The organism is Streptomyces sp. SAS_272 (assembly GCF_052543235.1).
Map to the genome: position 1 here is coordinate 58,289 of NZ_JBMNDR010000012.1, position 26,075 is coordinate 84,363.

A 26,075-nucleotide genomic window follows, 5' to 3' on the forward strand; every position below is an offset into this window, starting at 1 on the left:
CCCCCCGACACGGGCGGGAAGGACGCCATCCGCTTCTCGCGGATCCTGATTGCGCGGTGCGCGGCTTTCGACGGCCGCTCCTCCGCGCCTCTGCCGGGTCCTTCCCGCCGCGTCCAGCACATCACCCGGACCGCATGGCGCGCCAGGGCCGACCGGCCCCACTCGGGGGGAGAGCGGACGCCGTCGTACCACCAGGGGGTCTCGTTCCGCCCCTGACCTCTTCGCCCCGGCCGCGGCCGGACGGCCTCGCGGACCGGGGACCTTGCGCGTGCTCGTCCGGCCCGTTCGGCTCATGTGGCCGCGCCGGCGGTGCAGTTGGCTGGTGGCAGGAGAAGGATCCGACCAGGGAGGGCGAGCACCGTGGGTACGAGTCTCACACCGGAGTTCTGGGAGCGGTTTGCGGTACTGCTCGTGCTGGCCGTGGGCCTGACGTGTGTCCTTGCCGCGGCTCTCGACCGCGTCGCCGCCCGGCTGCTGAGGCGTCCGGCCCGCCGGTCGCCGTCGCGGTCGCCATACCGGTCGCAGCGCAGCGACCACTGCATGTCGATGCACTCCTGACGCATCCGGCGCACGACGTTCTCGAGGGCCGGGGATCCGCTCCCCGGCCCGTCGTACCGGACCGCGGCACCGGTACCTGGGCCGGTCGGCTCCCCGACCGGGACCTCTGGCCCCTCCTGCGGCACGCGCGCGGCTCGAAAACTGACGTTGCATCCCCGAAGGAGGACCGCACATGCCCGCCATCATCGTTGGTCTCGACGGCTCGCCGGAAAGCCTTGCCGCTGCGGAATGGGCCGCTCGCGAAGCGATCCAACGAGAGGAACTCCTGTGTCTCCTGCACGTCGGAGACCCGCTGGGTTCCCTTTACATCCCCTACATGGGCGTTCCGGCACCGGGTGCGGTCCAAGCGCTGCGCGACTGGTCCGCCCATCTGCTGCGCGAGGCGCAGTCCCGGCTCACCGAGCGCCACCCCGGTCTGCGGATCACCACGCGGCAGACCGAGGCGGAGGCCGTCCCGGCCCTGCTGGCCGCCGCTGAGGACACCGAACTGCTGGTCCTCGGCTCGCGGGCACTCGGCACGGTGACCGGTTTCCTGCTCGGCTCCGTCGCCCTCGCGGTCGTGGCGCGCACCGACCGGCCGGTCGTCCTCGTACGGGCCGGTGAGCACGCCGAGGACGAGCATCTCCCGGACGCCGCGGGCGCCGCGTCGGGCACCACTCCGTATCGTGAGGTGGTGCTGGGGCTGGATGTGGAGGAACCGGGCGACGCCGTCGTCGAGTTCGCCTTCGAGACCGCCCGCCGGCGCGTGACCGGCCTGAGGGTCGTCCACGGCTGGAATCCGGCGACGGCCTACGGCTACGGCGCCTTTGTCGACTCCGGTCTCACCGCCGACATGGCCGAGGAGACACGGCACGGCCTGAACGATGTCCTGCGCCCGTGGAAGGAGAAGTTCCCCGAGGTGGAGGTGCGCGCGCAGGCCGTCATCGGCAGCGCGGGCCGCCACCTGGTGCACGCTTCGCGGGACGCGTCGCTGGTAGTCGTCGGGCGCAAGAGGCGCCACGCGCTGGTCGGCAGCCATATCGGCCCGGTGGCGCACGCGGTGCTGCACCATGCGACCGCGCCGGTGGCGGTGGTGCCGCACGACTGATCCGGGCCGGGAGGCGGAGGCGTCCGCGCAGTTCCGGGACGTTGCTCGGAGTGCCACGGTCCTGGTCCCCGGGGGGAGAAGGCGGGGACCAGGATCATCCAGGTGCGGCGCGGCTGACAGGGCCCGCCGGGCCGCATCAGGTGTGCGCGGCCGGTGTTCCGTCGGTCGCCGCACACCGCTGCCCTGCACGGCGGTCCTCGCAGTCCCCGGGGGTCGGCTCGGGCAGTGGGGAGTCGAGGCCGGGGAGGCGGAGCGGCAGTCTTCGGACTTCGGACCCGGGGAGGACACCGTCCTACGGCCGGCGGGCGACACAGGACCAGGCGTGGATCGCTTTCCGCGCTACCGGACACCGCTGCCGCCGGCCAGGTGGCAGCGGACGTCCACGATTCCCTCGACGGCCCTCGCCAGGCGTTCGGCCACCGATACGAGCTCCGCGCTGTCCACCCATCCCGTGAGTGTCACGACCCCTTCGGACACCTCGACTCGGATGTGGTCCGCGGACAGGGGGAACAGGCGGTCGACGACCTCGTGACGCACCTCCTCGGTGAGCTCCTCGTCGTCACGCAGAAACACCTTGAGCAGATCCGAGCGGCTGACAACGCCCTCGAGCTTCCCTTCGCCGTCGATGACGGGTAGCCGCTTGACATTACGCCTGGCCATGATGCGCGCCGCCTCGGCCAGCGTAGTGGTGCCGTGGACGGTGACCGCCGGACTGCTCATCGCCTCCTCGGCGGTCAGCGCACCGGCCCTTGCCAGGTCGGACAGACGCTGCCGCTGGGTGAACCGGTCGGGAACGCCTTCCCGGAATTCCTCCTTGGGCAACAGGTCGGCCTCCGAGACGACGCCGATCACCCGTCCTTCACCCTCCAGTACCGGCAGCGCGCTGACCTCCCACCGCTCCATGAGCCGGACGATGTCCTTGAACGGCGCATCGCGGCCTACGGCGACGACGGCGCGTGTCATCACGTCACTCACCACGTGCGGGCTGATCTGCATGACTTCCTCCTCAGAGCAATCGGTCGAGGACAGTGGGCGGGCGGGGGGGTTTGGGACTTCACATGGCGCGGCGACGGCCCGCCCTGCCGTCGCGTCGCGCGTCCGACGGCAGGGCGGGTCGGAGGGCTCCGGTTCCGATCGCGGCCAGAGATGCCGCCCGTGACAGCCGGGGAGCGGCGGCGATCACTTCCGGAACTCCCGGTGGTCGTCGTTCTTGCCGAAGTAGTGCCGTTCCTCGATGAACTCCCGCTCGCCGGGGCGCAGGACCGTTCCCGGTGTCGACAGGAAGGCGATGAGCCCCAGCACGCCGACGGCCATCAGCGCGAAGCCGACGACGGAGGAGCTGTAGCCGAACACCAGACAGGCGCCCAGTACGGCGGCCGCGATCAGAAGGATGGGGATCATGACCGATGTCCTTTCTCCCCGCTGTGAACGTGCGAGGTGACCGGCGCGGCGGAGCACTGGCTCAGAGCTTGCGCAGCCAGTCGTCGGCGACGCCGTGCACGGCCAGACCGGCCGGTTGCTGGTGCTTGTCGTCGAGACGGTAGGAGAGGTGGTCGACGACATCCACGACGCCGTCGAGCCGCCGCGTCATACCGACGGCGATGGGGATCTCGCTGCGTCGTTCCAGCTGCCCGGTGAGGGTGACCACACCGTCCCGGACGGTCGCCTCGACGGCGTGCGGGGCCAGCCAAAGCGTGTTGACGAAGACCTCCTGCTGCACGTCCCGCCGGATCTCGTCGTCGGAGCGCAGGAAGACCCGGAGGAGGTTGCCGCGCGTGACGATGCCCACGAGCGAGCCCTTCTCGTCCACCACAGGCAGTCGCTCGACACGGTGTTCCGTCATGAGCCGGGCCGCCTCCGTGACCGTGGCGTCGGCGCGCGTGGTGACAGCGGGGGCCGACATCATCTCGCCGGCGGTCCTGGCCCGGCTCCCTGCGGCGGCGTGCCCTGCACGGCCGCCGAGCAGACGCCACAAGCGCGTCCGGATTCCGGTGGACCCCGGCTGCCGAGCCTGGCGCAGCACGAGGTCGGACTCGGAGATCACACCGATGACCTTCTGGTTCCCGTCGATGACCGGGAGCCCGCTGATGCGGTGCTCCTCGAGCAGACGCACCACTTCCTTGAACGGCGTGTCGCACCGTGCGGTGACGACATCGCCGACCATGAGAGCGCCTGTCCTCGTGGGCTTCATGGTTGAGCCTCGCTTTCGTGGGTGGCCGTGGTCACGCACCCCGTTGAGGGGCCTCGCCCTCAGCTTCCAGCGATGGCCGCGCGGTCCGCATGGGCCGATCGACCCCACCCGGGGCCCATCCGCCTCTCGTGCAGGCGGCCGACCGGTGCGACGGTGGAATGGACCCCTGTGCGATATGAAAGGCGGTGGGAACCATGACACTTCCCCTGGTCACGGGCATCGACGGATCCGAGGCGAGGCGCACGGCGGTCGACTGGGCGGTGGACGAGGAAGCCCGGCACGGTCGTGCGCTGCGACTGGTGCACGCCTCACGCTGGGAGAGGTACGAGCGGGCCGCGTCCCACGGCCACGACCGCCCGGCCGGGCGCGTCCTCGCGGAGAACCTCGTCGCCACCGCGGCCGAGCGCACCGGACGGCGGCGCCCGGAGGTGAAGATCACCACCGACGTCGTCCCGGACGACGCGGCGGACGCGCTTCTGCACGCACGTGACGATGCTTTCGCCCTGGTCACGGGAGCGCGCGGCCGTGGGTGAGCTGAAGGGCATGCTTCTCGGCTCCGTCGGCCTGGCCGTGGCGGCCCGCGCGCACTGCCCGGTGATCGTGGTCCGGGGTGGCCAGGAATGCCGGGCCGGCGCGCGCAAGCGGATCCTGCCGGGCGCGGGCGAGCCCGCGACCGGCGCCGAGGCCGTGCGCTTCACCTTCCGCGAGGCCGAGGCACGCGGCTGCCCTCCGGACGTCGTACGGGCTTGGCGATGCCCGGCTCACGAGAGCGCCGACGACCCCGCACTCGCGAACGAACCGGTCCGCAGGCATGAGGAGCGCGCCTCCGCCCTCCTCGATGCGCTGCTGCGGGAGGCTGCGGCGGACCATCCCGGTGTCCGGGTACGCGCGGTCACGGTCGAGGGACCGGCCCACAGCGTCCTCGTGCGACGCTCGGAAGCCGCCGACCTGGTGATCGTCGGGGCCGGGTGCAGACACGGCCGTCTCGGGCTCCAGCTCGGCCGGGTGAACCACACCCTGCTCCACCACGCGCGCTGCCCGGTGGCGGTCGTACCGCAGGCGGTGTGAACGTGGTACATGCCGGCCCCGAGGGGGAGTGATGACCGCTGCCCGGTCCCGTGAGGTGCTCGCGCCCGAACTGCCGGGCGTCGAGGCGGTCGTGTGCGACGCCGACGGAGTGATCACCGACTCGGCGAAGGTGCACGCGGCGGCGTGGAAGGCGGCCTTCGACGCCTTTCCGACCGGCTATCCGCCCGAGGACCCTGCACAGCGGCGGCCCTTCGACTCCGGCGACGACCACCTGCGGTGCGTCGACGGCAGGTTCCGCCTCGACGCCGCCGCCTTCCTGGCCGCACGCGGCCTCGCACCGGGGACGGAGACCGTGCGTGCGGCGGCGGAGGACAAGGAGCGACGGGTCACCGAGCGGATCCGCGACGGCGTCGACGCCTTTCCGGGGACCGTGCGGCTGGTCCGCGCGCTGCGGGCGGCGAGGGTGCCCGTCGCCGCCGCCTCCGCGTCCAGGTACGCCCGCGAGCTGCTCACGGCGGCGGGCGTGCCGGACCTCTTGGTCCTCGACGGCGGCGAGGCGGCCCGCCCGGCCGCCGGGAAGCCGCGGCCCGGCCTGTTCCTCGTAGCGGCACGTCGGCTCGACGTCGCGCCCGCGCGCGCCGCCGTCGTCGAGGACGCCCTGGCCGGCGTCGAAGCGGGCCGCGGCGGTGGCTTCGCCCTCGACGTCGGCGAGGACCACACCGCCGATCCGGCGACGCGCGACAGGCCCCTGCGGCACAGGGCAGAGACCGTCGTAGACGATCTCGGAGAGCTGCTCGGCGCGGGAGCACGGCGGTGACCGGCTGGACGTGGGAGTACCACGGCTACGACCCGTCGCAGGCGAGCCTGCGGGAGTCGTTGTGCACGCTCGGCAACGGCTGCTTCGCGACCCGCGGAGCGCTGCCGGAGTGCACCGCGGACGGCGTGCACTACCCCGGCACCTACGTGGCGGGCTGCTACGACCGGCTCACCACGGAGGTGGCGGGGCGCCGCGTCGAGAACGAGGACATGGTCAACCTCCCGAACTGGCTGCCCCTGCGGTTCCGCCTCGCCGGTCAGCGTTGGCTCACTCCTGACACGGCCGAGGTGCTGGAGCACCGGCAGGTGCTGCATCTGGCCTCGGGCCTGCTGGAGCGCCGCACGCGGTTCGGGCTCGGCGAGGGAAGGTCGCTGGCGGTGCGGCAGCAGCACCTCGTGCACATGGCCGACCCCCATCTGGCCGCCCTGCGAACCGAGTTCACAGCCGAGGGATTCACCGGCGACCTCGACGTGGAGGCGGCGCTGGACGGCGGCGTCACCAATTCCGGGGTCGCCCGCTATCGGGACCTGGACGGCCGGCACCTCACCCGGCTGCACACCGGGTCCGTCGAGCCCGACACGGTGTGGCTGCGCTGCCGTACCCGCACGTCCGACGTCCGTGTCGGCATGGCGGCCCGGCTGACGGCCGACGTGCCGGTCACCGACCGGCACGAGGAATCACGCGTCGGCCAGCGGGTCCGCCTGAGTCTGAAACCCGGCCGGACCGTCACCGTCGACAAGACCGTCGCCCTGCACACCTCCCGCGACCCCGCGATCAGCGACCCGCTGGACGCTGCGATCGACCGCGTCGGCGCCGCGCCCCCCTTCGACGAACTCCTCGAAGGGCACCTGACGGCCTGGGACCAGCTGTGGCGGCGCGCCGAACTGGACGTCCCCGGTGAGGCCGGCGACATTCTGCGGCTGCACCTCTTCCATGTGCTGCAGACCCTCTCCCCGCACACGGCGGACCTGGACGCCGGCGTACCGGCCCGCGGGCTGCACGGCGAGGCGTACCGCGGCCATGTCTTCTGGGACGAGCTGTTCGTGCTGCCGTACCTGGACCTGCACTTCCCGGAGGTCTCCCGCGCGCTGCTCCGCTACCGGCATCGCCGCCTCGACCGCGCGTGCGCCGCGGCCCGTGCGATCGGCCGCCGCGGCGCGCTGTACCCCTGGCAGAGCGGCAGCGACGGACGCGAGGAGACCCAGCAACTGCACCTCAACCCGCGGTCGGGGCGCTGGCTGCCGGACCACTCACGGCTCCAGCGGCACGTCGGATCGGCGGTCGCGTACAACGTGTGGCGGTACTGCGAGGCCAGCGGCGACGCCGAGTTCCTGCACACCAAGGGCGCCGAGATGCTCCTGCAGATCGCCCGCTTCTGGGCGGACTCGGCCACCTGGGACGAGCAGCTCGGGCGACACCGCATCCGGGGCGTGATGGGCCCCGACGAGTACCACGACGCCTATCCCGACGCACGGCAGCCCGGTCTCGACGACAACGCGTACACCAACGTCACCGCCGCCTGGGTGCTCGCACGCGCCCTGGAGGTCCTGCGGATCCTGCCCGAACCGCGGCGGCGCGAACTCGCCGAGCGCACCGGCCTGGACGACGGCGAGCTCGAACAGTGGGAGGACGTCTCCCGCACGCTCCACGTGCCCTTCCACGACGGCGTTGTGAGCCAGTTCGAGGGCTACGGCGACCTCGCCGAACTCGACTGGGAGAACTACCGCCGACGGTACGGCGACATCCGGCGCCTGGACCGGATCCTGGAGGCCGAGGGGGACACCGTCAACCGCTACAAGGCGTCCAAACAGGCCGACGTCCTGATGCTCGGCTTCCTCTTCTCGCCCGCCGAACTCCGCGGTCTCTTCGAGCGGTTGGGCCACCGGCTGGAGGACGACACCTGGCACCGGACGGTCGACCACTATCTGCTGCGCACCAGCCACGGCTCGACGCTCAGCGGGCTGGTGCACGGCTGGGTGCTGGCCCGCGCGCGCCGTGCCGAGGCATGGACGTACTGCCAGGAGGCCCTGCGCGGCGACATCGCCGACCTCCAGGGCGGCACCACGGGCGAGGGCGTCCACCTGGGAGCCATGGCCGGCACTCTGGATCTCGTCCAGCGAGGACTGACCGGGCTGGAGACCCGCGAGGGGGCGCTCTGGCTCGACCCGGTGCCGCTGCCGGAGCTGTCGTCCTACGGATTCTCCCTCCGCTACCAGGGGCACTGGGGTGTGCGGCTGCGGCTGGAGCGCGGCGGACTGGAGGTGACGGTGCCGCCGTCCGACCGCTCTCCGATCGACATGCGGCTGCCGGACCGGTCGGTCAGCGTGCAACCGGGCGAGACATGCCACCTGCTCCTTCCGGACTGACACAGGGGGCCACTGGCAGGGGCCGGACGGCCCCCGGAGGGGACCTGGCAGCCTCTGCCCCCGGGCCGGCCACGGAGAGAGGCTGGTACCGGACGACAGACCGAGCGCTGGAGGTGCCGACATGCTTTCGCCCGTTGTCGCAGGAATCGACGGCTCCGCCGAGAGCCTGGCAGCCGCTGCATGGGCGGCCCGCGAGGCCGAGCGGCGGAACCGGCCGCTGCACCTGGTACACGCCTGGGACTGGCACCCTCGCCGCCAAGAAGGCGAGATCGCGGGCGCTGCCCAGCGCCATCTGGCCCGGCGTTCACTGCACCAGGCGGAACAGCGCGCTCGAGCCGAGTGCCCCGGCGTCCCCCTGAGTGACGAGCAGACGGAAGGCCCGGCCACGGCCGCCCTGCTGAAGGCAGCGGACGAGGCCGAGCTGATGGTGCTGGGCTCCCGCGGGCTGAGCGGCTTCACGGGATTCCTCGTGGGTTCCGTGGCGCTCGGCGTGGTCGCGAAGGCAACCCGTCCCGTCGTCCTCGTCCGGGCGGACGAGGAGGCGGCCGACGAGCACCTGCCCGCGGCCGACGGGGGCGGCTCGACGGACTCGGGCTACCGGGACGTCGTGCTCGCCGTCGACCTCGACGAGGCCTGCGACGAGGTCATCGAGTTCGCGTTCGAGACGGCCCGGCTCCGGCACGCACGCCTGCGGGCCGTGCACGCCTGGCACACGGCCCCGCCCGTGGGCCTGGGCCCCGGCGACATCGGACTGGTCAGGGAAACCTGGCAGGGCGAGGAGTGGCTGGGGTTCCTCAAGGCCGTACTCCAGGTGTGGCGCGACAAGTACCCCGACGTGGAGGTCCTCGAGACGGTGGTGGACGACCGGCCCACGACCGCACTCGTGCGGGCCTCGACCGGGGCGGGTCTCCTCGTCGTCGGCCACCGCCTCGCCGAACGCCCGGTCGGCCCGCGCACCGGACCCGTCACCCATGCCGCCATCCACCACGTCGGCTGCCCCGTCGCCGTCGTTCCCCATCTCTAGCTCCCGTCCCCGGACAAGGGGGTGAAGGTCATGACAAGGTCAGTCGTGGCCGGTCCGGACGGCCTGCAAGGTGTCGGCCGCCACTCCCATCCGTGACGTCGCGGTCGCCGTCGACACCGGCCGGCCGTGCGACGACGTCCTCGACTTCGCGTTCCACGCGGCCGAACTCCGCAAGACGCCGCTGCGTGTCGTGCACGCCTGGCACGTGCCGCTCACCAAGGGCCTCCCGGGCGTCGAGGAGCGCACGCAGATCCGGACGGCGACGGAGCGCGAACGCACCGAACTGCTCGCACCCTGGCAGGAGAAGTACCCCGGCGTCGTCATCCGCGAGAACCTGCACGAGGGCCGCGCCGCCCACGTCCTGGTCCACGCGGCGGGCGGGGCCGGACTGCTGGTAGCGGGATCAGCATCGCCATGGTCGGGCCGGCAGGCTGCTCTTCCAGGTACGGCCCGGTGACCGGGAGCCGTGCGGGCGCCGCGCGCCGTCTCCTCGCAGCTGAGGATTTGTCTGCGGCGTTCGACGGCCACGCGTCGGCCGATGGACTCGGGTCCTCCGCCACCTCGGTCCTTGGGTCGGACGGGGCTCTTCAGGGTCCGACCGGCCCCTGTCCGCGCGTGTCGTGCGCGGGCACCGTGGAGCGAGGCAGAACGGCAGCAATGAGCTGCCCGCCGTCACCGGGGAGCAGCAGCTCCCTGGTCGCCGGATACCCGAGGGGAAGGGGGAGCCGTCATGAGCGGCCCTGTGCTGGTGGGAGTGGACGGCTCGACTACGAGTATGGCCGCGGTGGAAGTCGCGGCACGCGAGGCCGACCGTATGGGGGTGGCGCTTCGGCTGGCGCACGCCTGCGCATGGCCGTCCGCCTCGGTGGCGCCTGGTGTGGCTCCGTGGGATCCGGGTGGTATCCGTGGGCACGGCGCTGCGGACCGTGTGCTGGCGGAGGCCGATCGCCGGGCTCGTCGCGTCGTACCGGGCCTGTGTGTCACCCACACCGTTCTCATGGGTGAACCCGCGGCGGTACTGGAGACCGAATCCCGGCGGGCGTCGCTCACCGTCGTCGGCAGTCGGCTCGGGGGTCGGACCGGTGGCGGGCGGCGCGGCTCTGTCGCCACCCGGCTGGTCGGCCACGGAGGTTCTCCGGTGCTGATGGTCCGGGGCGGTGCGGACCCGAACGGTCCCGTGGTGCTCGTCGGCGACGGCGCGCACCTCCGTCGGCACGCTGCCGAGTTCGCCTTCGGTCAGGCAGCGGCCCGCGGGGCGGACGTGCTGGTGCTGGACGGGTTCGCGGCGCGGAGCGGACGGATCCAGGACCGGCTCCACGATCCGCTGGCCGCGTTGCGGGAGCAGTACCCTGACATCACGGTGCTGCGCCCCCGGGTCCGGGGCGGGATGCGCCGGGCGGTCATCGATGCGAGCGGGTTTGCCCAACTCGTCGTGATCGGCGCGCGGTGCCGGGGCGGCTGGAGCGCCGCCCTGCCGCCCACGGTCAGCCGAGCGGCATTGAAGCATGCGGGCTGCCCCGTCGCGGTGATTCCCGAGGAGGGGGAATCCCGGTGACCGGCGGGTGCCGATGAGACGGACAGGACTGGCAACAGCGTTGATTATTGCGGCTGTTCGGGCTGTTCAACGCAGAGTGGCCCGCGGGGAGGCAGGTTGCGGCGCTCCGGTCGGATGCCTCAGTCAATGCGCATTACGGGCAGGAGAGTTGGGCCGGCTGTGTCCGGTACGCATGGCCGGGGCGACAGGAGGAGAGGACTCACGCGATGTCGAGCACCTCTTCTACGGGGCGGCGCGGTGTGTCTGGGCCCGCGGGGCCGTACCCGAGCCGGAGCACCATCTGGACGAACCCCATCGCCGACCGCGGGTCGCGCACGACCCAACGGAGTTCGGGCCATTCCAGGGCCTGTGAGGTGAGTGACGTGGCCAGCCCGTCGAGCGTGGCCTGGAGCAGGACGCGTTCCATCGCCTGACCCGCCATCAGCCAGTCCCTGGGCCTGTCGCTCATGGTGCCCAGGATGGCGAGCTGAGGCGCGTTCTCGAACGCGGCGACCTCCCGGCCGGAGCCCATGTCCCTGCCGGCGAAGTCACGCACGGGCGCCCTGCCGTAGAGCTTGCGCGGGCCGAACGCGTACTCCGGCACTCCGTCGTTCGCCCTGTCCGAGGATTCTGCGCCCACCCGGGTCCAGCGTCGCAGCTCCTCGGACGCCGCGGCGTCCAGCGCGTCACGGCCCTCGGAGTCCTGCACCAGGTCCAGCAGCGTGTGCACATGCCATGCGTCGGGGAATTGCAGCCGCACTCCTTCCAGCAGAGCAGCTGCGCTCAGAGCGTCCTTGATGGCCTGGGGTATCGCCTCGTCGGTGAACGGCCGGCGGCTGGTGTGGCGTCGGCGGATCACGGGATACAGCGGGGCGAGATCCTCCTCGACGCCGTTCTCGATTCCGCTGGACGCCGGGTCGGTCAGCCGGACCCTCGCGAGCAGGCGCGGTTCCGTGGCGTCGGGCAGCAGCTCGGTGGCCGCGGCCCAACCTGTGTGGGCGACGGCGACACGCAGATTGAACACAGCGGCGGCGCAGCCCAGGTGCAGACCGCGGGTGGTGGGGTCGGCGCGTGGCATGGCGCGCTCGAGATCCGAGTACACCTGGAACGTGCTCTCTTCCCGCAAGAACCGGAATCTCCACGGCTGCGCGTTATGCATGGACGGAGCCGCCGTGGCGTCTTCGACCAGGCCTGTCACGGCCGTCGTCTCGAGTACGTGTACGGACACCGGACCTGTCTCCCTTCAGGGCGGACCGGCCTCTGACGGAAGGGTGACTCCCGTCTCCTCGCCTATTCTACGGCGGCGGCCGGTGCGTGCGGTGACGGCCGGCGAAGGGTTTGACTCGGCCGCGTGGCCCTTCGGAGAGGGGTGCCGGACCCATGACGAGGGCCTCTGCCGGAGCGATCGCCACCCGCTCGTACCAAGCTGGAGGGGAGGGGAGCATCGGCAGCGGCCCCATGGCGACGCCGACGCGGGGGACGAATCCCAACGACGGAGGTGGCGGCGGTGACGCTTCCCCTGGTGGTTGGCATCGACGGTTCCGAGGCGAGCCCGGAGGCGGTGGACTGGGCCGCCGATGAATCCCTCCGGCGCCACGTGCGCCTCCATGTCGTGCACGCGGCCCTTTCGGGCCACGAAGAGCCCGCCCTCGTCGCCGTTGCCTCGGAGCGGGCCCGGCGCGGCGCACCGGCCGTCCGGCTGTCCGACGAGGTGGTGCACGAGGAGGCCGCGTCCGCCCTGGTCAGGAAGGGGCGAAATGCCTTCGCTCTCGTCCTCGGGTCACGGGGCCTCGGTGATCCGGCCGGGCTGCTCCGCGTCCTGCGCGACCTCGACCGCGGGCCAGGGCCGGCCGTATGGCTGGACAGCGGCGACCGGGAGCGCTCGCGATCCGGGCGCGGACCCTGCTCGACGCGGCGGGCTCGGCGGACGTGCGATCGCCGCCAGCGGCGGTCTCGACGAGTACGCCGTGGACGAGCTGGTCCGCTCCGGAGCGCCGATCGACTTCTACGCCGTCGGCACCCGCGTGGGGGTGTCGGCCCACGCCCTGTTCCTGGACTCCGCCTACAAGCTGCACGAGTACGAGGGGCTGCCGGTGATGAAGCTCTCCTCGGGAAAGGTGACAGCCCCGGGGCAGAAACAGGTCTTCCGCCGCCCGGGACGGCCCGACGTGATCGCCCTGCGGGACGAGCGTCCTCCGCAGGCGGGCGTGCCGCTCCTGGAGACGGTGATGCGCGCAGGCCGGCGCACCGCGCAGCGTCCCGCCCTGGCGACGAGCGCGGAGCGACTCCTTGTGGATCTGGCCCGGCTCCCGCCGGAGGCCCGCCGGATCCGAGGCCCCCCGCGCCGCAGGCGGTGGCCTCCGAGCAACTGGCCACTCCTGCCGAAAAGATCCGCCACCGAATAGACGAGTCGGTCCTGGCTTCGATCCACAGCCATGCCGAGCCATGAGCCAAGACCCGCGCACCCCAGTACCCCCGGACCCCAGCGATCCGTCTCGACGTGAGGAGCAGAACGATGCCGCATACCGAGGAGTGGAAGGTCCGGCTCTACCTCTTCGAGGAAGAAGACACCACCGAGGCACGCGTGGTGCTGGACACCGGCACCACGGAGCTCACCGGCCACGGAGCCGCCCACCGCAACCCCGCTGACCCGGCCGTACCCGAAATCGGCGACGAGATGGCGGCGGGCCGCGCCCTGTACGACCTCGGTCGGCAGCTCGTGGAAGTGGCAGACCGCGACCTCGAGGGGATGAAGCTGCCAGAGGGCGGGCGCAGAGCCGGCCCCTAGCCCGGTTGGACGGCCCCGACGACGCCGGAGCATGTACGACGCGGATGACGCGGAGCACCCGAGTGGGACGGCGCCTCGACGAGGGCGGGCGGCCGCACGGGGCAAGCGGTGCCTCGGAGTCTCCGCGCCCGAGATCCGCAGGACCCGTCGGATCCCGGTGAGCTGCGGCTCACCATCGAGCCCGGACCTCACGGGAGTCGCCCGGCCCAACAGGCAGGCTTCTGAGGACCGACCGGCCCATGCGTCACGTGGCCACCGGGCGGAGAGTTGAAGTAGGTACGTACCCGACATGATGAGGAGGCGGGAGCCATGTGGCACCGAATGGTGAGCGACCTCATGACCACGTCGGTCGCGCGGGTGAACCGGGACACCGGCTTCAAGGAGATCGCCAAGCTGCTTGCCGAGCGCGATATCACGGCCGTGCCGGTCGTGGACGACGACGAACGTCCCGTGGGCGTGGTCTCCGAAGCGGACCTGTTGCGTAAGGAGGCTGCGCAACTGGATTCGGCGGGCCTGCTGCCGGTCCTGCACGCCGGGCCCGCATCCCGGGCGAAAGCTGAGGCCACGACTGCCGAGGGACTGATGAACAGCCCGGCCGTCACCGCAAGGCCGCAGTGGACGGCGGTGGAGGCTGCCCGGGCCATGGAGCGACACCATGTCAAACGGCTGCTGGTGGTCGACGAAGCCGACCGGCTGGTCGGAGTGATCAGAGCCGACCTGCTCCTCGTCTTCCTGCGCAGCGACAGTGCCATCCGCGAGGAGATCACCGGGGAGGTTCTTCTGCGCACCCTCGGGATCGCCCCCGACGCGGTCGATGTACGGGTTGTCGGTGGACAGGTGTCGCTGAAGGGCACCGTCGAGCGCAGGTCGGTCATGGCGGTCGTCGTGCGCCTGTGTCAGGGAGTGGACGGCGTGGTCGACGTGTCCGCTGCATTGCAGTACCGGGTCGACGACACCCCCACGACCCCGGAGGCCACATCACGCCGCGCCGGGCTGGCCACCTGACCGGCAACAGCGTCGTCGCGAACGTGCTCGGCGCGCTCCTGGACGGGTACACACTGCTCGGGACCGGACACGACGCCTACCGCCCGGTCCGTCTCCGGGCTGGCGGGCCTCTATGCGTGTGTATCACCCGAACCGACTCGGCATCGTTGTCCTCTTCGCCGACGGAATTGAGTGCGCGACACGAACAGCCTTGGATCAGACTCCCATCGAGGCTCTCGCATCAAGGGCTCTCGTCAGTACGGCGGTTGAGGATCAAACGGATGGCCGGAACGAGGTCGTACGCCTCGGCAAGCAGGTCCTCACTCGTCTCGCCATCGTCCCGGGCGGCGTGTGCCTGGGCCTCGCCGAAGATCTGCCGGGCCTGCTCGATGTCCGAGATTCGGCAGGTGGAGAAGTCCTCCAGGACGAACCTCGTGTCTTCCTCACCGAAGATGCGGCCCGCACCATCGGCGACGCGTTCGGGATGGAACTTCCCCGCAAGGAGGACCAGTAACGACCGGCCGGCCGACGCCGCGAGCCCCGCACGCTGCCGTAAAGCGGCTCGCCTGCCGACCGCGTACTCACACATATCCGCGACCGCAACGGACGACACCGATAAGAGAAGCGATGGGCAGCCACTGGTGGACGGACTACGCATTCCAGGCCCTCATGCGGGGACTGTACTTCTGTGCCTGTCGATGTCGGCACCCGACGTTGTCCTACCGCGCCGCGGAGGAGCGCCCGGCCTTTCCGTCCTCGGGTGGGCCCTCGCGCAGATGCGGTCTCCGTTCGGCGGCCTTCCGGTGCCAGGCGCCGTACCGCCTCGCGAGGACCACGGCTGATATGCCGTGCAGGAGGATGCTGAGTGCGACGGTGGCCGCGATCACCCGGCCGAGGAGCTGGACGCCCGGGACATGTTCCTCCACCAGGAGAAGCCCGAAGACGACGGAGGCGAGTCCCCGCGGACCGAACCACCCGATGTAGGCGACCGTGGGAAGGGCCAGGCCGCTTCGGGCCAGGGAGAGCGCGACGGGCAGCATCCGGATCACCGTGAGGCTCAGCACGGCGTAGGTGATGATCCGCCAGTCGAGGTCTTCCAGTGTCGGTCCGAGCAGGACTGCGCCGAAGACCAGGAAGCTCAAGGAGGCGAGGAGTTCGGCGAGATGCTCGGCGAGGTCGGCGGTGCCGTCGGCGGCGGCCGGTGCGTCCGCCGGCGCTTTCGGCGACCGGCTCCCCGGCGCGTCCGCCGGTGCGCTGCGCGGCAGGGAGACACCGAAGGCGAAGCCGGCCACCCAGGCGGCGATGAAGCCGCTCCCCTCGAAGACGACGGCCAGTGTGTACGCGCCCGCGGCCACGGCCAGGACGAAGGTCTGCCGCCAGTCACCATTCATCCAGCCCCTTGCGTTCGACCAGCGCAACAGCCACCCGCCGAGCCCTCCCGCGGCCAGGCCCCATGCGGTGCTGAGCACGAGCGCCCGCCAGAAGACCCCGTCGGCTTCTTCCTCCGAGGCCATGGTTCCGGGCAGAGCGGAGAGGAACAGCACGAAGAAGGGGAGCACCATGCCGTCGTTCAGGCCGGATTCGACATTCAGGCCGCCGCGCACGACTGGCGGGACACGGGGATCGGAGACCGCGGTCTTGCCGAGAGCGGCATCGGTCGGCGCGAGAACGGCGCCGAGCAGTGCCAGCTCCCACACGGTCAGGCCGGGCAGCAGGGGCCACGCCAGGAGCCAGCCCGCGCCGATCGTCAGCGGCAGACCGATCCCCAGCAGACGGCCGGGCAGGAACCCGTCGAGGCGGAGATCACGTCGGCGTACGGACATCGCGTCGGTGAACAGGACCAGAGTCAGGGTGGCCTCGACCAGGGTGAGTACAGGGCCCACGTCGTGCGTCAGGCTGAGCAGGTCGAGTCCGATCGGGCCGATGGCCACCCCGACGGCGGTGAACACCATCGGCGCCGACACGGCGGTCATGGCCAGCCGCCGGGAGAAGAGGGCGTAACCCGCCGTCACGGCGGCCACCGCCGCCCCGGTCCATGCGCTGTCAGTCACCCTGCCCTCGCCGCCGTTTCGTCCGTCTTCGTGGCCGCAGCGATGGAAGCCGTCGTTGCCGGTACGGCTTTCGGCGACCCGCACTTCCGCACCAACGACTTCCGCACCAACGACCGTCGTGGTGCGCCTGGAGCTAGGACTGCGAACTGACCTGCGAACTCGTCCAATGGAGTGCTCTACGCCTCATAACAGGTGCAGAGTCACAGCGCGTCGCCGACGGCTTGGGGACGCCATGGCCGATGGTTCTGTACGCCGGGTCGGCGAGGGAGTCCGCCGCCGTCACAGCTGAGTGGGCCGTCGTCGCCCCTGGGCTCTGCCGCCGACCCGGTCCCCGCCAGAGGCGATGCCCTGTCACGTCGGGCTCGGACCCGCTGGGCGCGCCTCGCAGGAAGCACCGCCAAGGGCGCCGTCGGCGGCAGGGCTACGCCGGGCTGCTGTCTTCCCGCCGTGGCGCGCGTCGCGTGCGGTTACGAGTGGAGGACCTTCTCCTTGGCCCGGCGGAACTCCTCGTCGGAGATGTCGCCGCGGGCCCGGACCTCCGAGAGCTTGGCGAGCTGGTCCGCCTCGCTGGGCGGGCCGGTGGCGCCGACCGTCTCGCGGATGTAGCGGTCCGTCTCCTCCAACTTGGCCCTGGCGTGCTCCTGTTCACGCCTGCCCATGTCCTTGCCCCGGGCGATGAGGTAGACGAAGACGCCCAGGAAGGGAAGGACGATCGTGAAGACCAGCCATCCCGTCTTGCCCCATCCGCTCATGGAGTCGTCGCGGAAGATGTCGACGATGACGCGGAAGAGCAGGAAGATCCAGATGACCCACAGGAAGATCCACATGATCGTCCAGAAGGCTCCCAGGACCGGGTAGTCGTAGGCCAGGTACACATTGCTGCCCATCGCTTCTCCTGTGGTGTCGTCCGTGTCGAGGTTCGCGGCGTGTGCGGGAGGGCGGCCTCAGGGCCGTTGCCGAGTCCGGTCGGGGCTCGTCGCCCCGCCCCGGCCGGTCGTCACTGCTCCTTATCTCCGGGGAGTTCCAGCCCGAAGGCGTCGCCGATGGCGCGGGCGGCGGACACGACCCGGGCGCTGCCCACCACTGGAGCGATCGCCACGAGCGTTCCCTGGATCTTCTCCAGCGACACGCCGGCTTCCGCGGCGGTGCCGATGTTGAGCAGGTACGAGGGAGCGGAGGCATCCATGGCCACCAGAGCGGCGATGCGTGCCAGCAGATACGTCTCCTGATCCAGCCCGGACCGCTCGAACGTGTCGAGCGTCATCTGGACGAGCGTCTCGAACACAGGCGCGTCGGCTTCGGCGAGGGCGGCGACGCCGCTTGCCCCTGTCGCTTGCTCAGCCATCTCAAACTCCTTCTCTGTTCTGGCGGTTTGGGGTGCCTTACGTATTCAGGATTGGCCCGGTGTGCGCCGGACCGCATCACCCGGTGCAGATGACCGGCCGACCGTCGGCGGCCGGGTGATCGTGGCTGTGCCGGAGGCCGCGGCGAGGATGCCGAGAAGGGCCAGCACGAGGACGACGATGGCGAGGACCAGCGCCACGGCCCCGGGGGTGGGGTAGTTCCACAGGGTCAGGGCGAGCGCGCCGCCGACGATGGCGGTGCCGGTCGTCCACTCGCTGTGCGCGCCCAGCCAGCGGCCGGTGGCGCCGGTGCGCAGACCGCGTCGCGCCATGTACTTGCCCGTCGCCCCGGTTCCGCTCGATGCTCCCCGTCTGACCCACCGGGCACCGCGTCCGGGCCCGTACAGATAGGCGGCCAGTGCGGTGATCACCGCGATGACCAGGACCGTGACCGTGCTGTTCTTCAGGAAGCGGAGGAAGATGTCGTAGATGTCGGCCGCGGTGTCCCGGGGCAGAGCGGTCGTGGGGACGGAGTCCAGATAGACCTGACGTATCACGGCGAGACCAATGAGCAGCACGATCATCATGACCCCGACGCCGATGGCCGCGGCCATCAGGGCGACGCGGTGCGCGGGCGCGCTCCAGACGGCGAGCGCCGCCAGGACCAGCACCACGACCGGGAGCCAGACGCCGACCACGTTGAGCAGACGCATGGCGTCCTGGGCCTCGTTCAGTTTGTCGGTTTCGAACAGGGTGATCGTCTTGTCGACGTCGGGGATCTTCGCGGCCTGCGCGAAGCCATCGTCCACCAGCTTCTGCTTGACGTTGTCGATGACGGTGCCGAGGTTCAGGTCGATGCTGCCGTCGCCGGCCTGGACGGCGCTGTCGTCCTCGCCGGTGAGGACCTTGACCACGGCGGCGTGGGCCTGCCGGTTGGCGTCGTCCCACGCGTTGGCGAACTGGTCGCTGGTCACCACCCTGTTCACGATGTCGTGGAGACCGAGTCGAGCGCATTCGTCAGTGGGCCGGTCAGCGCCTCGGCGCCGTGGACCACCTGAGGGCGCGCCCCGTCCTGTTGCAGTGTCTGGGCGACGGCCGCGGTGAATGCGGCGACGTCGACATTGTCGACCGCGCGTTTGGTGAGCCGGTCGGTCAGGGTGTTCTGCACGGAGGGCTCCGTGGCGATCGGGGCGACGGTCTGGACGTACCGGTCGGTGTCGGAGACCTCGGAGTCGACCCAGGCCGCCACCATGGCCAGCGGCGCTAGAAGGAAGGCCAGCAGCATCAGTACGGAGGCCGCCGCATAACGCAGGCGCCGGTGACGTACCCCGGCCGCCTTGCGCAGCCGTTCGTACTCGTCCCGTTCCCCGACGCTCAGAGGGGGGCCGCCGGCGACCGGACGGCCAGGACCTTCGGAAGCGGACGACGAACCACCAGAGGAATCCATGAGGGTGTTCCTTCGGCTTGGAGGGTGACGATGTGCGGAACGAAACAGACCAGCCCCACCGAGTTCGCCAGGTCTGGCGCCTACGTCGACGCTTCCTCGACCTGCTCCAGCTCCCGTGACGCCCAAGACCCCGGCGCCGGGCCGGAACGCCGGTCGCTCGACCATGCCGACGGCTGGTGTCCACGAAGCTGCGCATACTGGCGCGAGCGGTACGGCTTGCCGTCCAGCACAGCTCGTCGCCGCGCAGGAACATGGCGATGTGGCTGCCGCGTTCATATCAAGGCTGTTGCCGCCGAAGATCTCTGGCCCCGCTATGGCGACACACGCCTTATGGCCTGCGCTGTACCAAAGTGCCCACTACTTCGCTGATTCTGCGGCTCCGGCCGCTGAAGCTACTTGGCATCAGTGCAGGTCGTGAACGTGGCCTGGTGCCAACTGGCGAGCCCGGTCACAGCCGATGCCGATGCAGTCGAGGACCTTGTCGAACTGGTTGCGGCAGGCGAGCGGGCGGTGGCGCCCCGGCGGGCGGCGTCGAGCGCCAGGGCGCGCCCGAGACCGATGCGTCCGCCCGTGACGACAGCGACGCTGTCGGTCAGCGCTGACCTGGCCGTGCCCTTCACAGATCCCTTCCGGGATCAGATGGGTTCCGATGGCGCCGATGGTTCGGATGGGGGTCAGATGCCGAAGGCGCGGCGGATGACGAAGTCGAAGGCGCGGTCCGGGAGCAGCCAGCGCAGGAACATCGTGGGGGCGGCGCCGAAGCCGACCCGGTAACGGGTGCGCGGGCGGCGGGCGCCTGCGGCCTTGACGATGGTCTTGCCGATGACCGACGGAGCGGAGGTCATCTTCGCGTCGGGCTGCGAGCTGGCGGCGAGGGCCGTGGCGACGCCTTCGGCCAGGTGGGAGTACGCGCCCTTGCCGGAGGTCTCCTTGAGCGTCTCGGCGGCGATGGCGCCCCATTCGGTGCGGATCGATCCGGGCTCGACGACCACGACGTTGATCCCGAACTGCTTGGTCTCCATGCGCAGGGCGTCGCTGAGCGCCTCGACGGCGTACTTGCTGGCGTGGTACCAGCCGCCCAGCGGCGTGACCAGCTTGCCGCCCATGGAGCTGATGTTGATGATCGTGCCGCTGCGCCGGGCCCGCATGTGGGGCAGCACGAGCTGGGTCAGGTGGGCCAGGCCGAAGACGTTGACCTCGATCTGGGCGCGGGCTTCGGCCAGGGGGACGTCTTCGAGGGACCCGTAGGAGCCGTAGCCGGCGTTGTTGACCAGGACGTCGATGCGGCCCGACTCGTGGATGATGCGGTCGATCGCCTTGCGGATGGAGTCCTCGTCGGTGACGTCGAGGCTGAGGATGCGCACGCCCGCGTCGCGCAGTGCGGTCATCCGCTCGATACGCCGTGCGGCGCCGTAGACGGTGTGACCCGCTTCCCGCAGGCGGAGCGCGGTGTCGGCGCCGATGCCGGACGAGGCACCGGTGACGAGTGCGACCTTGGTGGTGCCGGACATGTCGTTGCCTGTCTTTCGCTTGTTCTCGGTGTCTTGGCGTTCTGGTGTCTTGGGTGTTTTCGGCAGGTGCGGTGCCGTGGGGTTCTGAGGCTGGGATCAGCAGCCCTCGGCCAGAGCGGAGATGGCCGCGTTGTCGCTCCAGGTCTCAAGGCGCGAGGCGTAGACCTGCTCGGAGATCGCGAGGGGCGCACTGCCGAAGAAGACCCGCAGCGGCGGCTCGGCGGCGTCCGTGACCGCGAGGATCGCGGCGCCCACGTGGGCGGGGTCGTACTGCGGCATGTCCGCCGCGGCCGCGGCCATGGCCTCCCGCACCGGCTGGTACTGCGGCTGTCCCTCGGCCCAGACGGCGCTCGCGCCGCCCCAGTCCGTGCCGTAGGCGCCGGGCTCGACGAGGGTCACCTTGACGCCGAGGCCGGCGACCTCCTGGGCGAGTGACTCGCTGAACGCCTCCAGTCCCCACTTGGAGGCGTGGTAGGCGCCCAGCAGCGGGAAGGCGGCCACACCGCCGATCGAGGAGATCTGGATGATGTGCCCGCGGCCCTGCTCGCGCAGGACGGGCAGCACCGCCTGGGTCACGTGGAACGGCCCGAGGACGTTCACCTCCAGCTGCTCGCGGAACTGCTCCGCGCTGACCTCCTCGACCGCGCCGAACAGGCCGTAACCGGCGTTGTTGACGACGACGTCGAGCCCGCCGAACCGCTCCTTCGCCGAGGCGACGGCGGCGAACACCGCCTCGCGGTCGGTCACGTCCAGCGCCAGCGGAAGTACGGCATCCCCGTACGCGTCGACCAGATCGGCCAGCGACTCCGTCTTCCGCGCCGTCGCCGCGACCCGGTCGCCCGACCGAGGGCCGCCTTCGCGAACTCCTTGCCGAAGCCCCGCCCGGCGCCCGTTATGAACCACGTCCTGCTCATGTCGATCGAGTCCTTTAGCCCTGGCCGGGGCGATTCCCGGCCGCCATCACACGATGACAAACATGTCATCGAGTGTCAACTCTGGCTACGAGTGATACGCTGGGACGATGATGGAGAAGACCAAGTCCGGACTGAGGGAGCGCACGCGACAGGCGGTACGGCGCGAGATCACGGAGGCCGCCAACGCGCTGTTCATCGAGCGCGGCTACGAGGCGACGACGATCGACGACATCGCCGAGGCGGTGGGAATGTCGAAACGGAGCGTGTTCCGGTACTTCCCCACCAAGGAGGACCTGGTGGTCGGCAAGGTCGACTACCTGGCCGAGGAAATGCTCCAGGGGCTGCGTGCCCGCCCGGCCGGTGAGCCCGTCTGGCAGTCGCTGCGCGCGATCTTCGATCTGTTGGTGCCGCACGTCGACGACCTCGACAAGGACTCCGTCGCCGCACCGATCCAGCGGGTCATCTTCAATACGCCGAACCTGCTCGGCAGCTACCTGGAGAAGCAGCAGCAGATGCAGGAGGTGGTGGTCGTCGCGCTGAGCGAACGCGCCGAAGCGGCCGGAACCCCCTGCCCGCCCGAGGACCCGACCCTGCGGGCGGTCACCGCGGCCGCCTTCGGCTGCCTCGTCGCCGCGCAGCAGGCCTGGCTCGAAAGCGGCTCCAGCGGCACCTTCGCCGACGCCGTCGACAAGGCCATGGCAGCCGTGGCCCCCCAGGCCCGACCGTAACCCGGCTGATCCTGTGAGCCTGCGCCGGTCGCCAACGCGGTCACCCGGCTGTGCGCCGATCTGGACGGGCTGCCCCTCGCCATCGAGCCGATCGCGTCCCGGCTGCGTACGTCGACGGACACGGCATGGACGCCGCATCGGGGTCGCTCGTGTACGCCGGTTCGCCGCCGCGATGACGGTGGGCCGCTTCTCCGGCGCCTTCTTTCCGAGCCGCTTCGGCCGCACCGCCGTCGTACGAGCGAGCGCCGCCGCCGGGGCGCTCGGCCTGCTCCTCGTGATCGTCTCGGACAGTCCGGTCCCCGCCGGCGCCGCCGTACTGCTGTGGGGGCTGGGCGCCTCGCTCGGCTTCCCCCTCGCGCTTTCGGCCGCGGGTGAACCCGGCCCCGACGAGACGGCCCGGGTCAGTCTCGTCGCCGTGATCGGCTACGTGGCCTTCCTCGTCGGACCGCCCGGACTCGGCTTCCTCGGCGGCCAGGTCGGTCTGCGCCCCGCCATGCCGGTGGTCCTCGCCTGCGTCGCCTGCGCTGCCTTCCTGGCCCCCGCGGTCGAGACCCGCCCCCGCCCCCGCGCCGGCGCCGCGGAGGCCGCCCCCGACACGGCCACCGCCGAGGACGTCGGGCGGGGGTAGGGCCGGAGGCTGGGGGATCGGGGCGGTGCCGCGCTCCGCCGTGGCGGTGTGACGGGACCATGGCCGTCGCCGCGGCGTCAGGCAGGCTGCGGGACGGGCGTCGCCGGAGCGGCCGCGACCTTGCGGGTCTCGCGCAGCATCAGCAGTCCGTTGACGACCATCAGCGTCCCGGTCAGGCCGTGGACGCCGAGCGCGGTGGCGACGGAGCCGTGGTGGCTCAGCACGGTGGCCATGTCGCCGTACGCGGCGAGGGCTTCCACCAGCAGAACCCAGCCCAGTGCCCGGCGGTGGCCCGTCACCAGCAGGACGCCCAGGACCAGGGCCAGGACGACGTCGCGGATTCCCTTGACGACGAGGAAGCCGTCGCCGTCGCCGGACGGCCGGCTCGGCAGGCCGAAGCCCGTGGCCGTCGTCTCCGGGCTCAGGATGAACTCCGTCCCGAACCAGAGGATGAAGAGGACGAAGGCGGCGGTCAGAACGGTGTTGATCTTCTTCAGTGGCACGGTTCTCCCTGCGAGTCTCGTCAGTCGGCTGAGCTTCGTGGTGAGCGTCGTGGGGCCTGTCGCGTTGCGGGTGTGTCCGCGGGATCAGGTGAGGGCGGCGACGAGCAGGCCGAAGGCGGCGATGAGGACGGCGACGCGGACGTAGTGGTAGCGGTTCCAGCGGTCCGTCTGCTCTTTCCAGTCGGCGGGCCGGTTCTCCGGGGTCCACGTCTTGTTCCGGTTGTTGATCGGGACGAGCAGCAGCAGCGACATGACCACGCTGAGGATCAGCAGCGCGCCGGCGGTGACGACGAGGCCGGCGCCGGGGTGGTGCCGTCCGGCGAGGGCCCAGACCGCGACGAGGGCGAGCGAAGTGAGGTACCAGACCGGCATCACGGCGCCGAGCATCCGGCCCCCGTGGGCGCGGCCGAGTTGGCCGCTGTCCTCCGGGAGGGCGTTGAAGATCGGGTTCATGACGAAGGCGACGGAGAACTCCACCCCCACCATCACGCCGAAGGACACGGTCGTGACCACCTCGAGTGCGTTGAGCATGATGACCCTCTCCGGATCTAGTGGTGCTAGCGGATGAGGCAACGCTAGCGCTAATGCCGCTCGACTGTCTAGCGGTGCTAGGATCGGAGCATGTCGGTACAGGAACGCAAGCAGCGCGAACGGGCGGAGCGCGAGCGCCTCATCGTGGCGACGGCCCGCGAACTCGCCGAGCAGCAGGGCTGGGACGCGGTCACCACGCGCCGGCTCGCCGAGCGCATCGAGTACAGCCAGCCCGTGCTCTACAGCCACTTTCGAGGCAAGCGCGAGATCATCGGCGCCGTCGCCCTGGAGGGCGCTGCCGAACTGGCCGCGGCGGTGCGTGCCGCGACCCGTGCCGCGGACGGCCCGCGCGAACGGGTCCTCGCGCTCGCCCGCGCCTACCTCGACTTCGCCGCAGGCAACCTGGCGGTCTACGACGCCCTGTTCCAGCTCGACGGCGGCCTGGCGTACGCACGGGAGGACACCCCGGAACCTCTCAAGGACGCCTTCGCCGCGCTGCTGGAGAGCCTGGGCGAGGTCGCCGGGGACGGCGTCGCCCCGGGGCTGTTCACCGAGGTGTTCTGGGCGTCCCTGCACGGCCTCGCGACCCTGACCCGGGCGGGACGGCTGCTGCCGGAGGACGCCGCGCAGCGGGTGGAGCTGCTGGTGGACCGGCTCGCCGTGGTCTGACGCACCGTCCCCTCGGGCGCGCAGCCGGGGGCCCGGGGTCCTTCTGCGACTGCACCGGAGCCGCCCTCACCGTCCGCAGCCGGTCCGCCGTCACGACCTGGCCGGGGTCGGCGCGCACGGACCGGCGGCGCCCACCCGAGATCGCGGGGAACGCACGGCGCCCGGCGCTCCACGCCGCGCTCGAGCGGGCAGGGACGGAGCGACGGCGCCGTCCCCGGCTCGCGTCCGGGCTGCCGGGGGACGCGCCGGACCGTGTTCTCGGGCGGACCGCGAAGACCCCGCTCGGCGCGCGGCGGTCCAGGGCGGCCGGGTGTCGGCGCCCGCGTGCTCCGCCACGCGCCGTGTCGGCGTGCGGGTCTCGCACCCCTCCGCGCGCGGCGGCCGCACACCGACCGGGCGGCTCTCAGTCGTGGGGGACGACGGCGACGGGGCAGCGGCCGTGATGGATGGCGGCCTGGGCGATCGGTCCCAGGTGGTGTCCCGTACCGCGCCGGTGCGCGCGTCTGCCCACGACCAGCAGGTCCGCGCCCTCGGCGGCCCGCACGACGGCCTTGGCCGGACTCGCAAGCCGGATGCTCTCGACGACCTCCACCTGCGGGTACTTCTCCTGCCAGGGGCGAAGCGCATCGCCCAGTGCCTTGCGCGCGTCCTTCGTCATCTCCTCGGTGACGGCGTGGTCGGCGCCCCACGGCATGCGCGCGTGAAGCGGCACGCTGCGGCCGTGGACGGCCAGGAGGGGAGCACCCCGGGCCGCGGCGGTGTGGAAGGCGAAGTCGAGCAGCCCGTCCCCGGGCGTGTGCAGTTTCAGCGCCACGACCACGCGGGCCGGCGGGGCGGGGGCGCGGTCCTCGTCCGCCGGCTCCGCGCGGACGAGGACCACCGGCCGCTCCGCCCGTGCCACCACCGGCAGGCTGACCTCGCCCATGAAGTAGCTCTCGACGGCCTCCATCCCCCGCGAACCGAGCACCAGCATCTCGGCCTCCGAGGCCGCTTTCAGCAGGGCCTCGTGGGCGTCCTCGGCGACCAGGCTCCCGACCACGGTCAGGCCCGGGTGGCGTGACTGCAGCTCCGCCTGCGCGGTGTGGACCAGACGCTTCGCCCAGTAGTTCTGGTCGACCTCGGAGGGCAGCCGCGCGGGTTCCGGCGCCAGCAGGGGCCAGGCATGCAGCAGCCGCAGGGTCAGCTTGCGCTTCTCGGCCTCGTCGGCGGCCCAGCGGGCGGCGGCGAGGCTGGCGGGTGAGCCGTCGAGGCCCACGGTGACGACCGGTTGCATGGCAGCGGCCTCCGTCTCGTACGAAGCCGGATGCGACGGTGAGCGAGTGCGGTCGTAGGGCCTGGTGCGACATCGTCGGCATGCCGGGCGTGGGGCGTT

At 71.4% G+C, this 26,075-nt stretch carries 26 protein-coding genes and 4 pseudogenes; 15 read left to right on the plus strand and 15 right to left on the minus strand.

Features of this window, described 5'->3' with window-relative positions:
- Window positions 1-360: 360 nt before the first annotated feature.
- Both ACN6LD_RS10700 and ACN6LD_RS10705 read left to right on the plus strand, forming a co-directional pair.
- The gene (locus ACN6LD_RS10700) at window positions 361-558 is read left to right on the plus strand and encodes a hypothetical protein (protein ID WP_319196953.1); all 198 of its coding nucleotides are present in this window, start codon (window positions 361-363) and stop codon (window positions 556-558) included.
- Between the two features lie 172 nt (window positions 559-730).
- Complete coding sequence (locus ACN6LD_RS10705) at window positions 731-1,645, plus strand: universal stress protein (protein WP_445042983.1); 915 nt, start codon at window positions 731-733, stop codon at window positions 1,643-1,645.
- A 339-nt stretch (window positions 1,646-1,984) separates the two neighbouring features.
- Here ACN6LD_RS10705 and ACN6LD_RS10710 read toward each other — a convergent pair whose 3' ends face one another.
- The 3 genes from ACN6LD_RS10710 to ACN6LD_RS10720 all read right to left on the minus strand — a co-directional run bounded on the left by ACN6LD_RS10710 (window position 1,985) and on the right by ACN6LD_RS10720 (window position 3,836).
- Window positions 1,985-2,641 (minus strand): CBS domain-containing protein, encoded by a 657-nt coding sequence (locus ACN6LD_RS10710; RefSeq protein WP_445042984.1) that lies wholly within the window; start codon window positions 2,639-2,641, stop codon window positions 1,985-1,987.
- 183 nt (window positions 2,642-2,824) lie between these two features.
- Window positions 2,825-3,046 (minus strand): hypothetical protein, encoded by a 222-nt coding sequence (locus ACN6LD_RS10715; protein ID WP_445042985.1) that lies wholly within the window; start codon window positions 3,044-3,046, stop codon window positions 2,825-2,827.
- A gap of 61 nt (window positions 3,047-3,107) precedes the next feature.
- Window positions 3,108-3,836 carry a CBS domain-containing protein gene (locus tag ACN6LD_RS10720; protein WP_319193683.1) on the minus strand — a complete coding sequence of 243 codons (729 nt, stop codon included), beginning with the start codon at window positions 3,834-3,836 and terminating at the stop codon, window positions 3,108-3,110.
- A 194-nt stretch (window positions 3,837-4,030) separates the two neighbouring features.
- Between ACN6LD_RS10720 and ACN6LD_RS10725 the strand changes: the two are divergent.
- The 6 genes and pseudogenes from ACN6LD_RS10725 to ACN6LD_RS10750 all read left to right on the plus strand — a co-directional run bounded on the left by ACN6LD_RS10725 (window position 4,031) and on the right by ACN6LD_RS10750 (window position 10,627).
- Window positions 4,031-4,904, plus strand: a pseudogene (locus tag ACN6LD_RS10725) (universal stress protein).
- 31 nt (window positions 4,905-4,935) lie between these two features.
- The gene (locus ACN6LD_RS10730) at window positions 4,936-5,682 is read left to right on the plus strand and encodes an HAD family hydrolase (protein ID WP_445042986.1); all 747 of its coding nucleotides are present in this window, start codon (window positions 4,936-4,938) and stop codon (window positions 5,680-5,682) included.
- Complete coding sequence (locus ACN6LD_RS10735; protein WP_445042987.1) at window positions 5,679-8,048, plus strand: glycoside hydrolase family 65 protein; 2,370 nt, start codon at window positions 5,679-5,681, stop codon at window positions 8,046-8,048. The genes ACN6LD_RS10730 and ACN6LD_RS10735 overlap by 4 nt, the downstream gene beginning before the upstream one ends.
- A gap of 121 nt (window positions 8,049-8,169) precedes the next feature.
- Window positions 8,170-9,072 (plus strand): universal stress protein, encoded by a 903-nt coding sequence (locus ACN6LD_RS10740; RefSeq protein WP_319193678.1) that lies wholly within the window; start codon window positions 8,170-8,172, stop codon window positions 9,070-9,072.
- 70 nt (window positions 9,073-9,142) lie between these two features.
- Entirely contained in the window at window positions 9,143-9,529 is a 387-nt protein-coding gene (locus ACN6LD_RS10745) for a universal stress protein (protein WP_445042988.1), read from the plus strand.
- Between the two features lie 273 nt (window positions 9,530-9,802).
- A complete protein-coding gene (locus ACN6LD_RS10750) occupies window positions 9,803-10,627 on the plus strand; it encodes a universal stress protein (RefSeq protein WP_445042989.1) in 825 nt (274 codons plus the stop codon).
- Between the two features lie 199 nt (window positions 10,628-10,826).
- Here ACN6LD_RS10750 and ACN6LD_RS10755 read toward each other — a convergent pair whose 3' ends face one another.
- Window positions 10,827-11,834, minus strand: a complete 1,008-nt coding sequence (locus ACN6LD_RS10755) for an Acg family FMN-binding oxidoreductase (protein WP_319193675.1) — start codon at window positions 11,832-11,834, stop codon at window positions 10,827-10,829.
- 333 nt (window positions 11,835-12,167) lie between these two features.
- Here ACN6LD_RS10755 and ACN6LD_RS10760 point away from each other — a divergent pair.
- From ACN6LD_RS10760 to ACN6LD_RS10775, 4 genes and pseudogenes are all read left to right on the plus strand, one after another.
- A pseudogene (locus ACN6LD_RS10760) lies at window positions 12,168-12,359 on the plus strand (universal stress protein); the annotation flags it as partial.
- A gap of 4 nt (window positions 12,360-12,363) precedes the next feature.
- A complete protein-coding gene (locus ACN6LD_RS10765) occupies window positions 12,364-13,011 on the plus strand; it encodes a hypothetical protein (RefSeq protein WP_445043021.1) in 648 nt (215 codons plus the stop codon).
- A 110-nt stretch (window positions 13,012-13,121) separates the two neighbouring features.
- A complete protein-coding gene (locus tag ACN6LD_RS10770; RefSeq protein ID WP_319193673.1) occupies window positions 13,122-13,394 on the plus strand; it encodes a DUF1876 domain-containing protein in 273 nt (90 codons plus the stop codon).
- Window positions 13,395-13,703: 309 nt separating this feature from the next.
- A complete protein-coding gene (locus tag ACN6LD_RS10775; RefSeq protein WP_445042990.1) occupies window positions 13,704-14,399 on the plus strand; it encodes a CBS domain-containing protein in 696 nt (231 codons plus the stop codon).
- Window positions 14,400-14,619: 220 nt separating this feature from the next.
- Here the strand turns inward: ACN6LD_RS10775 and ACN6LD_RS10780 are convergent, their stop codons facing one another.
- From ACN6LD_RS10780 to ACN6LD_RS10815, 8 genes and pseudogenes are all read right to left on the minus strand, one after another.
- Entirely contained in the window at window positions 14,620-14,991 is a 372-nt protein-coding gene (locus ACN6LD_RS10780) for a hypothetical protein (protein WP_445042991.1), read from the minus strand.
- 106 nt (window positions 14,992-15,097) lie between these two features.
- Window positions 15,098-16,429, minus strand: coding sequence for a cation:proton antiporter (locus ACN6LD_RS10785; protein WP_445042992.1), 1,332 nt, complete (start codon window positions 16,427-16,429; stop codon window positions 15,098-15,100).
- Between the two features lie 467 nt (window positions 16,430-16,896).
- Entirely contained in the window at window positions 16,897-17,316 is a 420-nt protein-coding gene (locus ACN6LD_RS10790) for an SHOCT domain-containing protein (RefSeq protein ID WP_445042993.1), read from the minus strand.
- Window positions 17,317-17,426: 110 nt separating this feature from the next.
- Entirely contained in the window at window positions 17,427-17,774 is a 348-nt protein-coding gene (locus tag ACN6LD_RS10795; RefSeq protein ID WP_319193667.1) for a carboxymuconolactone decarboxylase family protein, read from the minus strand.
- Window positions 17,775-17,819: 45 nt separating this feature from the next.
- Window positions 17,820-18,749: a hypothetical protein gene (locus ACN6LD_RS10800; protein ID WP_445042994.1), complete on the minus strand. Its 930-nt coding sequence runs from the start codon at window positions 18,747-18,749 to the stop codon at window positions 17,820-17,822.
- 5 nt (window positions 18,750-18,754) lie between these two features.
- The gene (locus ACN6LD_RS10805) at window positions 18,755-19,219 is read right to left on the minus strand and encodes a hypothetical protein (protein ID WP_319193664.1); all 465 of its coding nucleotides are present in this window, start codon (window positions 19,217-19,219) and stop codon (window positions 18,755-18,757) included.
- A gap of 674 nt (window positions 19,220-19,893) precedes the next feature.
- Complete coding sequence (locus tag ACN6LD_RS10810) at window positions 19,894-20,730, minus strand: oxidoreductase (protein ID WP_445042995.1); 837 nt, start codon at window positions 20,728-20,730, stop codon at window positions 19,894-19,896.
- Between the two features lie 96 nt (window positions 20,731-20,826).
- Window positions 20,827-21,644: pseudogene (locus tag ACN6LD_RS10815) on the minus strand (SDR family NAD(P)-dependent oxidoreductase).
- A gap of 107 nt (window positions 21,645-21,751) precedes the next feature.
- Here ACN6LD_RS10815 and ACN6LD_RS10820 point away from each other — a divergent pair.
- Together ACN6LD_RS10820 and ACN6LD_RS10825 are read left to right on the plus strand one after the other, a co-directional pair.
- The gene (locus ACN6LD_RS10820) at window positions 21,752-22,372 is read left to right on the plus strand and encodes a TetR/AcrR family transcriptional regulator (RefSeq protein WP_319193659.1); all 621 of its coding nucleotides are present in this window, start codon (window positions 21,752-21,754) and stop codon (window positions 22,370-22,372) included.
- A gap of 104 nt (window positions 22,373-22,476) precedes the next feature.
- Window positions 22,477-23,000 (plus strand): annotated as a pseudogene (locus ACN6LD_RS10825) (MFS transporter); the annotation flags it as partial.
- Between the two features lie 77 nt (window positions 23,001-23,077).
- Here the strand turns inward: ACN6LD_RS10825 and ACN6LD_RS10830 are convergent.
- Both ACN6LD_RS10830 and ACN6LD_RS10835 read right to left on the minus strand, forming a co-directional pair.
- The gene (locus ACN6LD_RS10830) at window positions 23,078-23,503 is read right to left on the minus strand and encodes a DUF4267 domain-containing protein (protein WP_319196139.1); all 426 of its coding nucleotides are present in this window, start codon (window positions 23,501-23,503) and stop codon (window positions 23,078-23,080) included.
- Window positions 23,504-23,587: 84 nt separating this feature from the next.
- Window positions 23,588-24,034, minus strand: coding sequence for a DUF1772 domain-containing protein (locus ACN6LD_RS10835; protein ID WP_319196140.1), 447 nt, complete (start codon window positions 24,032-24,034; stop codon window positions 23,588-23,590).
- Window positions 24,035-24,124: 90 nt separating this feature from the next.
- Between ACN6LD_RS10835 and ACN6LD_RS10840 the strand changes: the two genes are divergently transcribed.
- Entirely contained in the window at window positions 24,125-24,703 is a 579-nt protein-coding gene (locus tag ACN6LD_RS10840) for a TetR/AcrR family transcriptional regulator (protein WP_319196142.1), read from the plus strand.
- A 403-nt stretch (window positions 24,704-25,106) separates the two neighbouring features.
- On the opposite strand, the gene ACN6LD_RS10845 is transcribed toward ACN6LD_RS10840, so the two are convergent.
- Window positions 25,107-25,976 carry a universal stress protein gene (locus ACN6LD_RS10845; RefSeq protein ID WP_319196144.1) on the minus strand — a complete coding sequence of 290 codons (870 nt, stop codon included), beginning with the start codon at window positions 25,974-25,976 and terminating at the stop codon, window positions 25,107-25,109.
- Window positions 25,977-26,075: the final 99 nt, after the last annotated feature.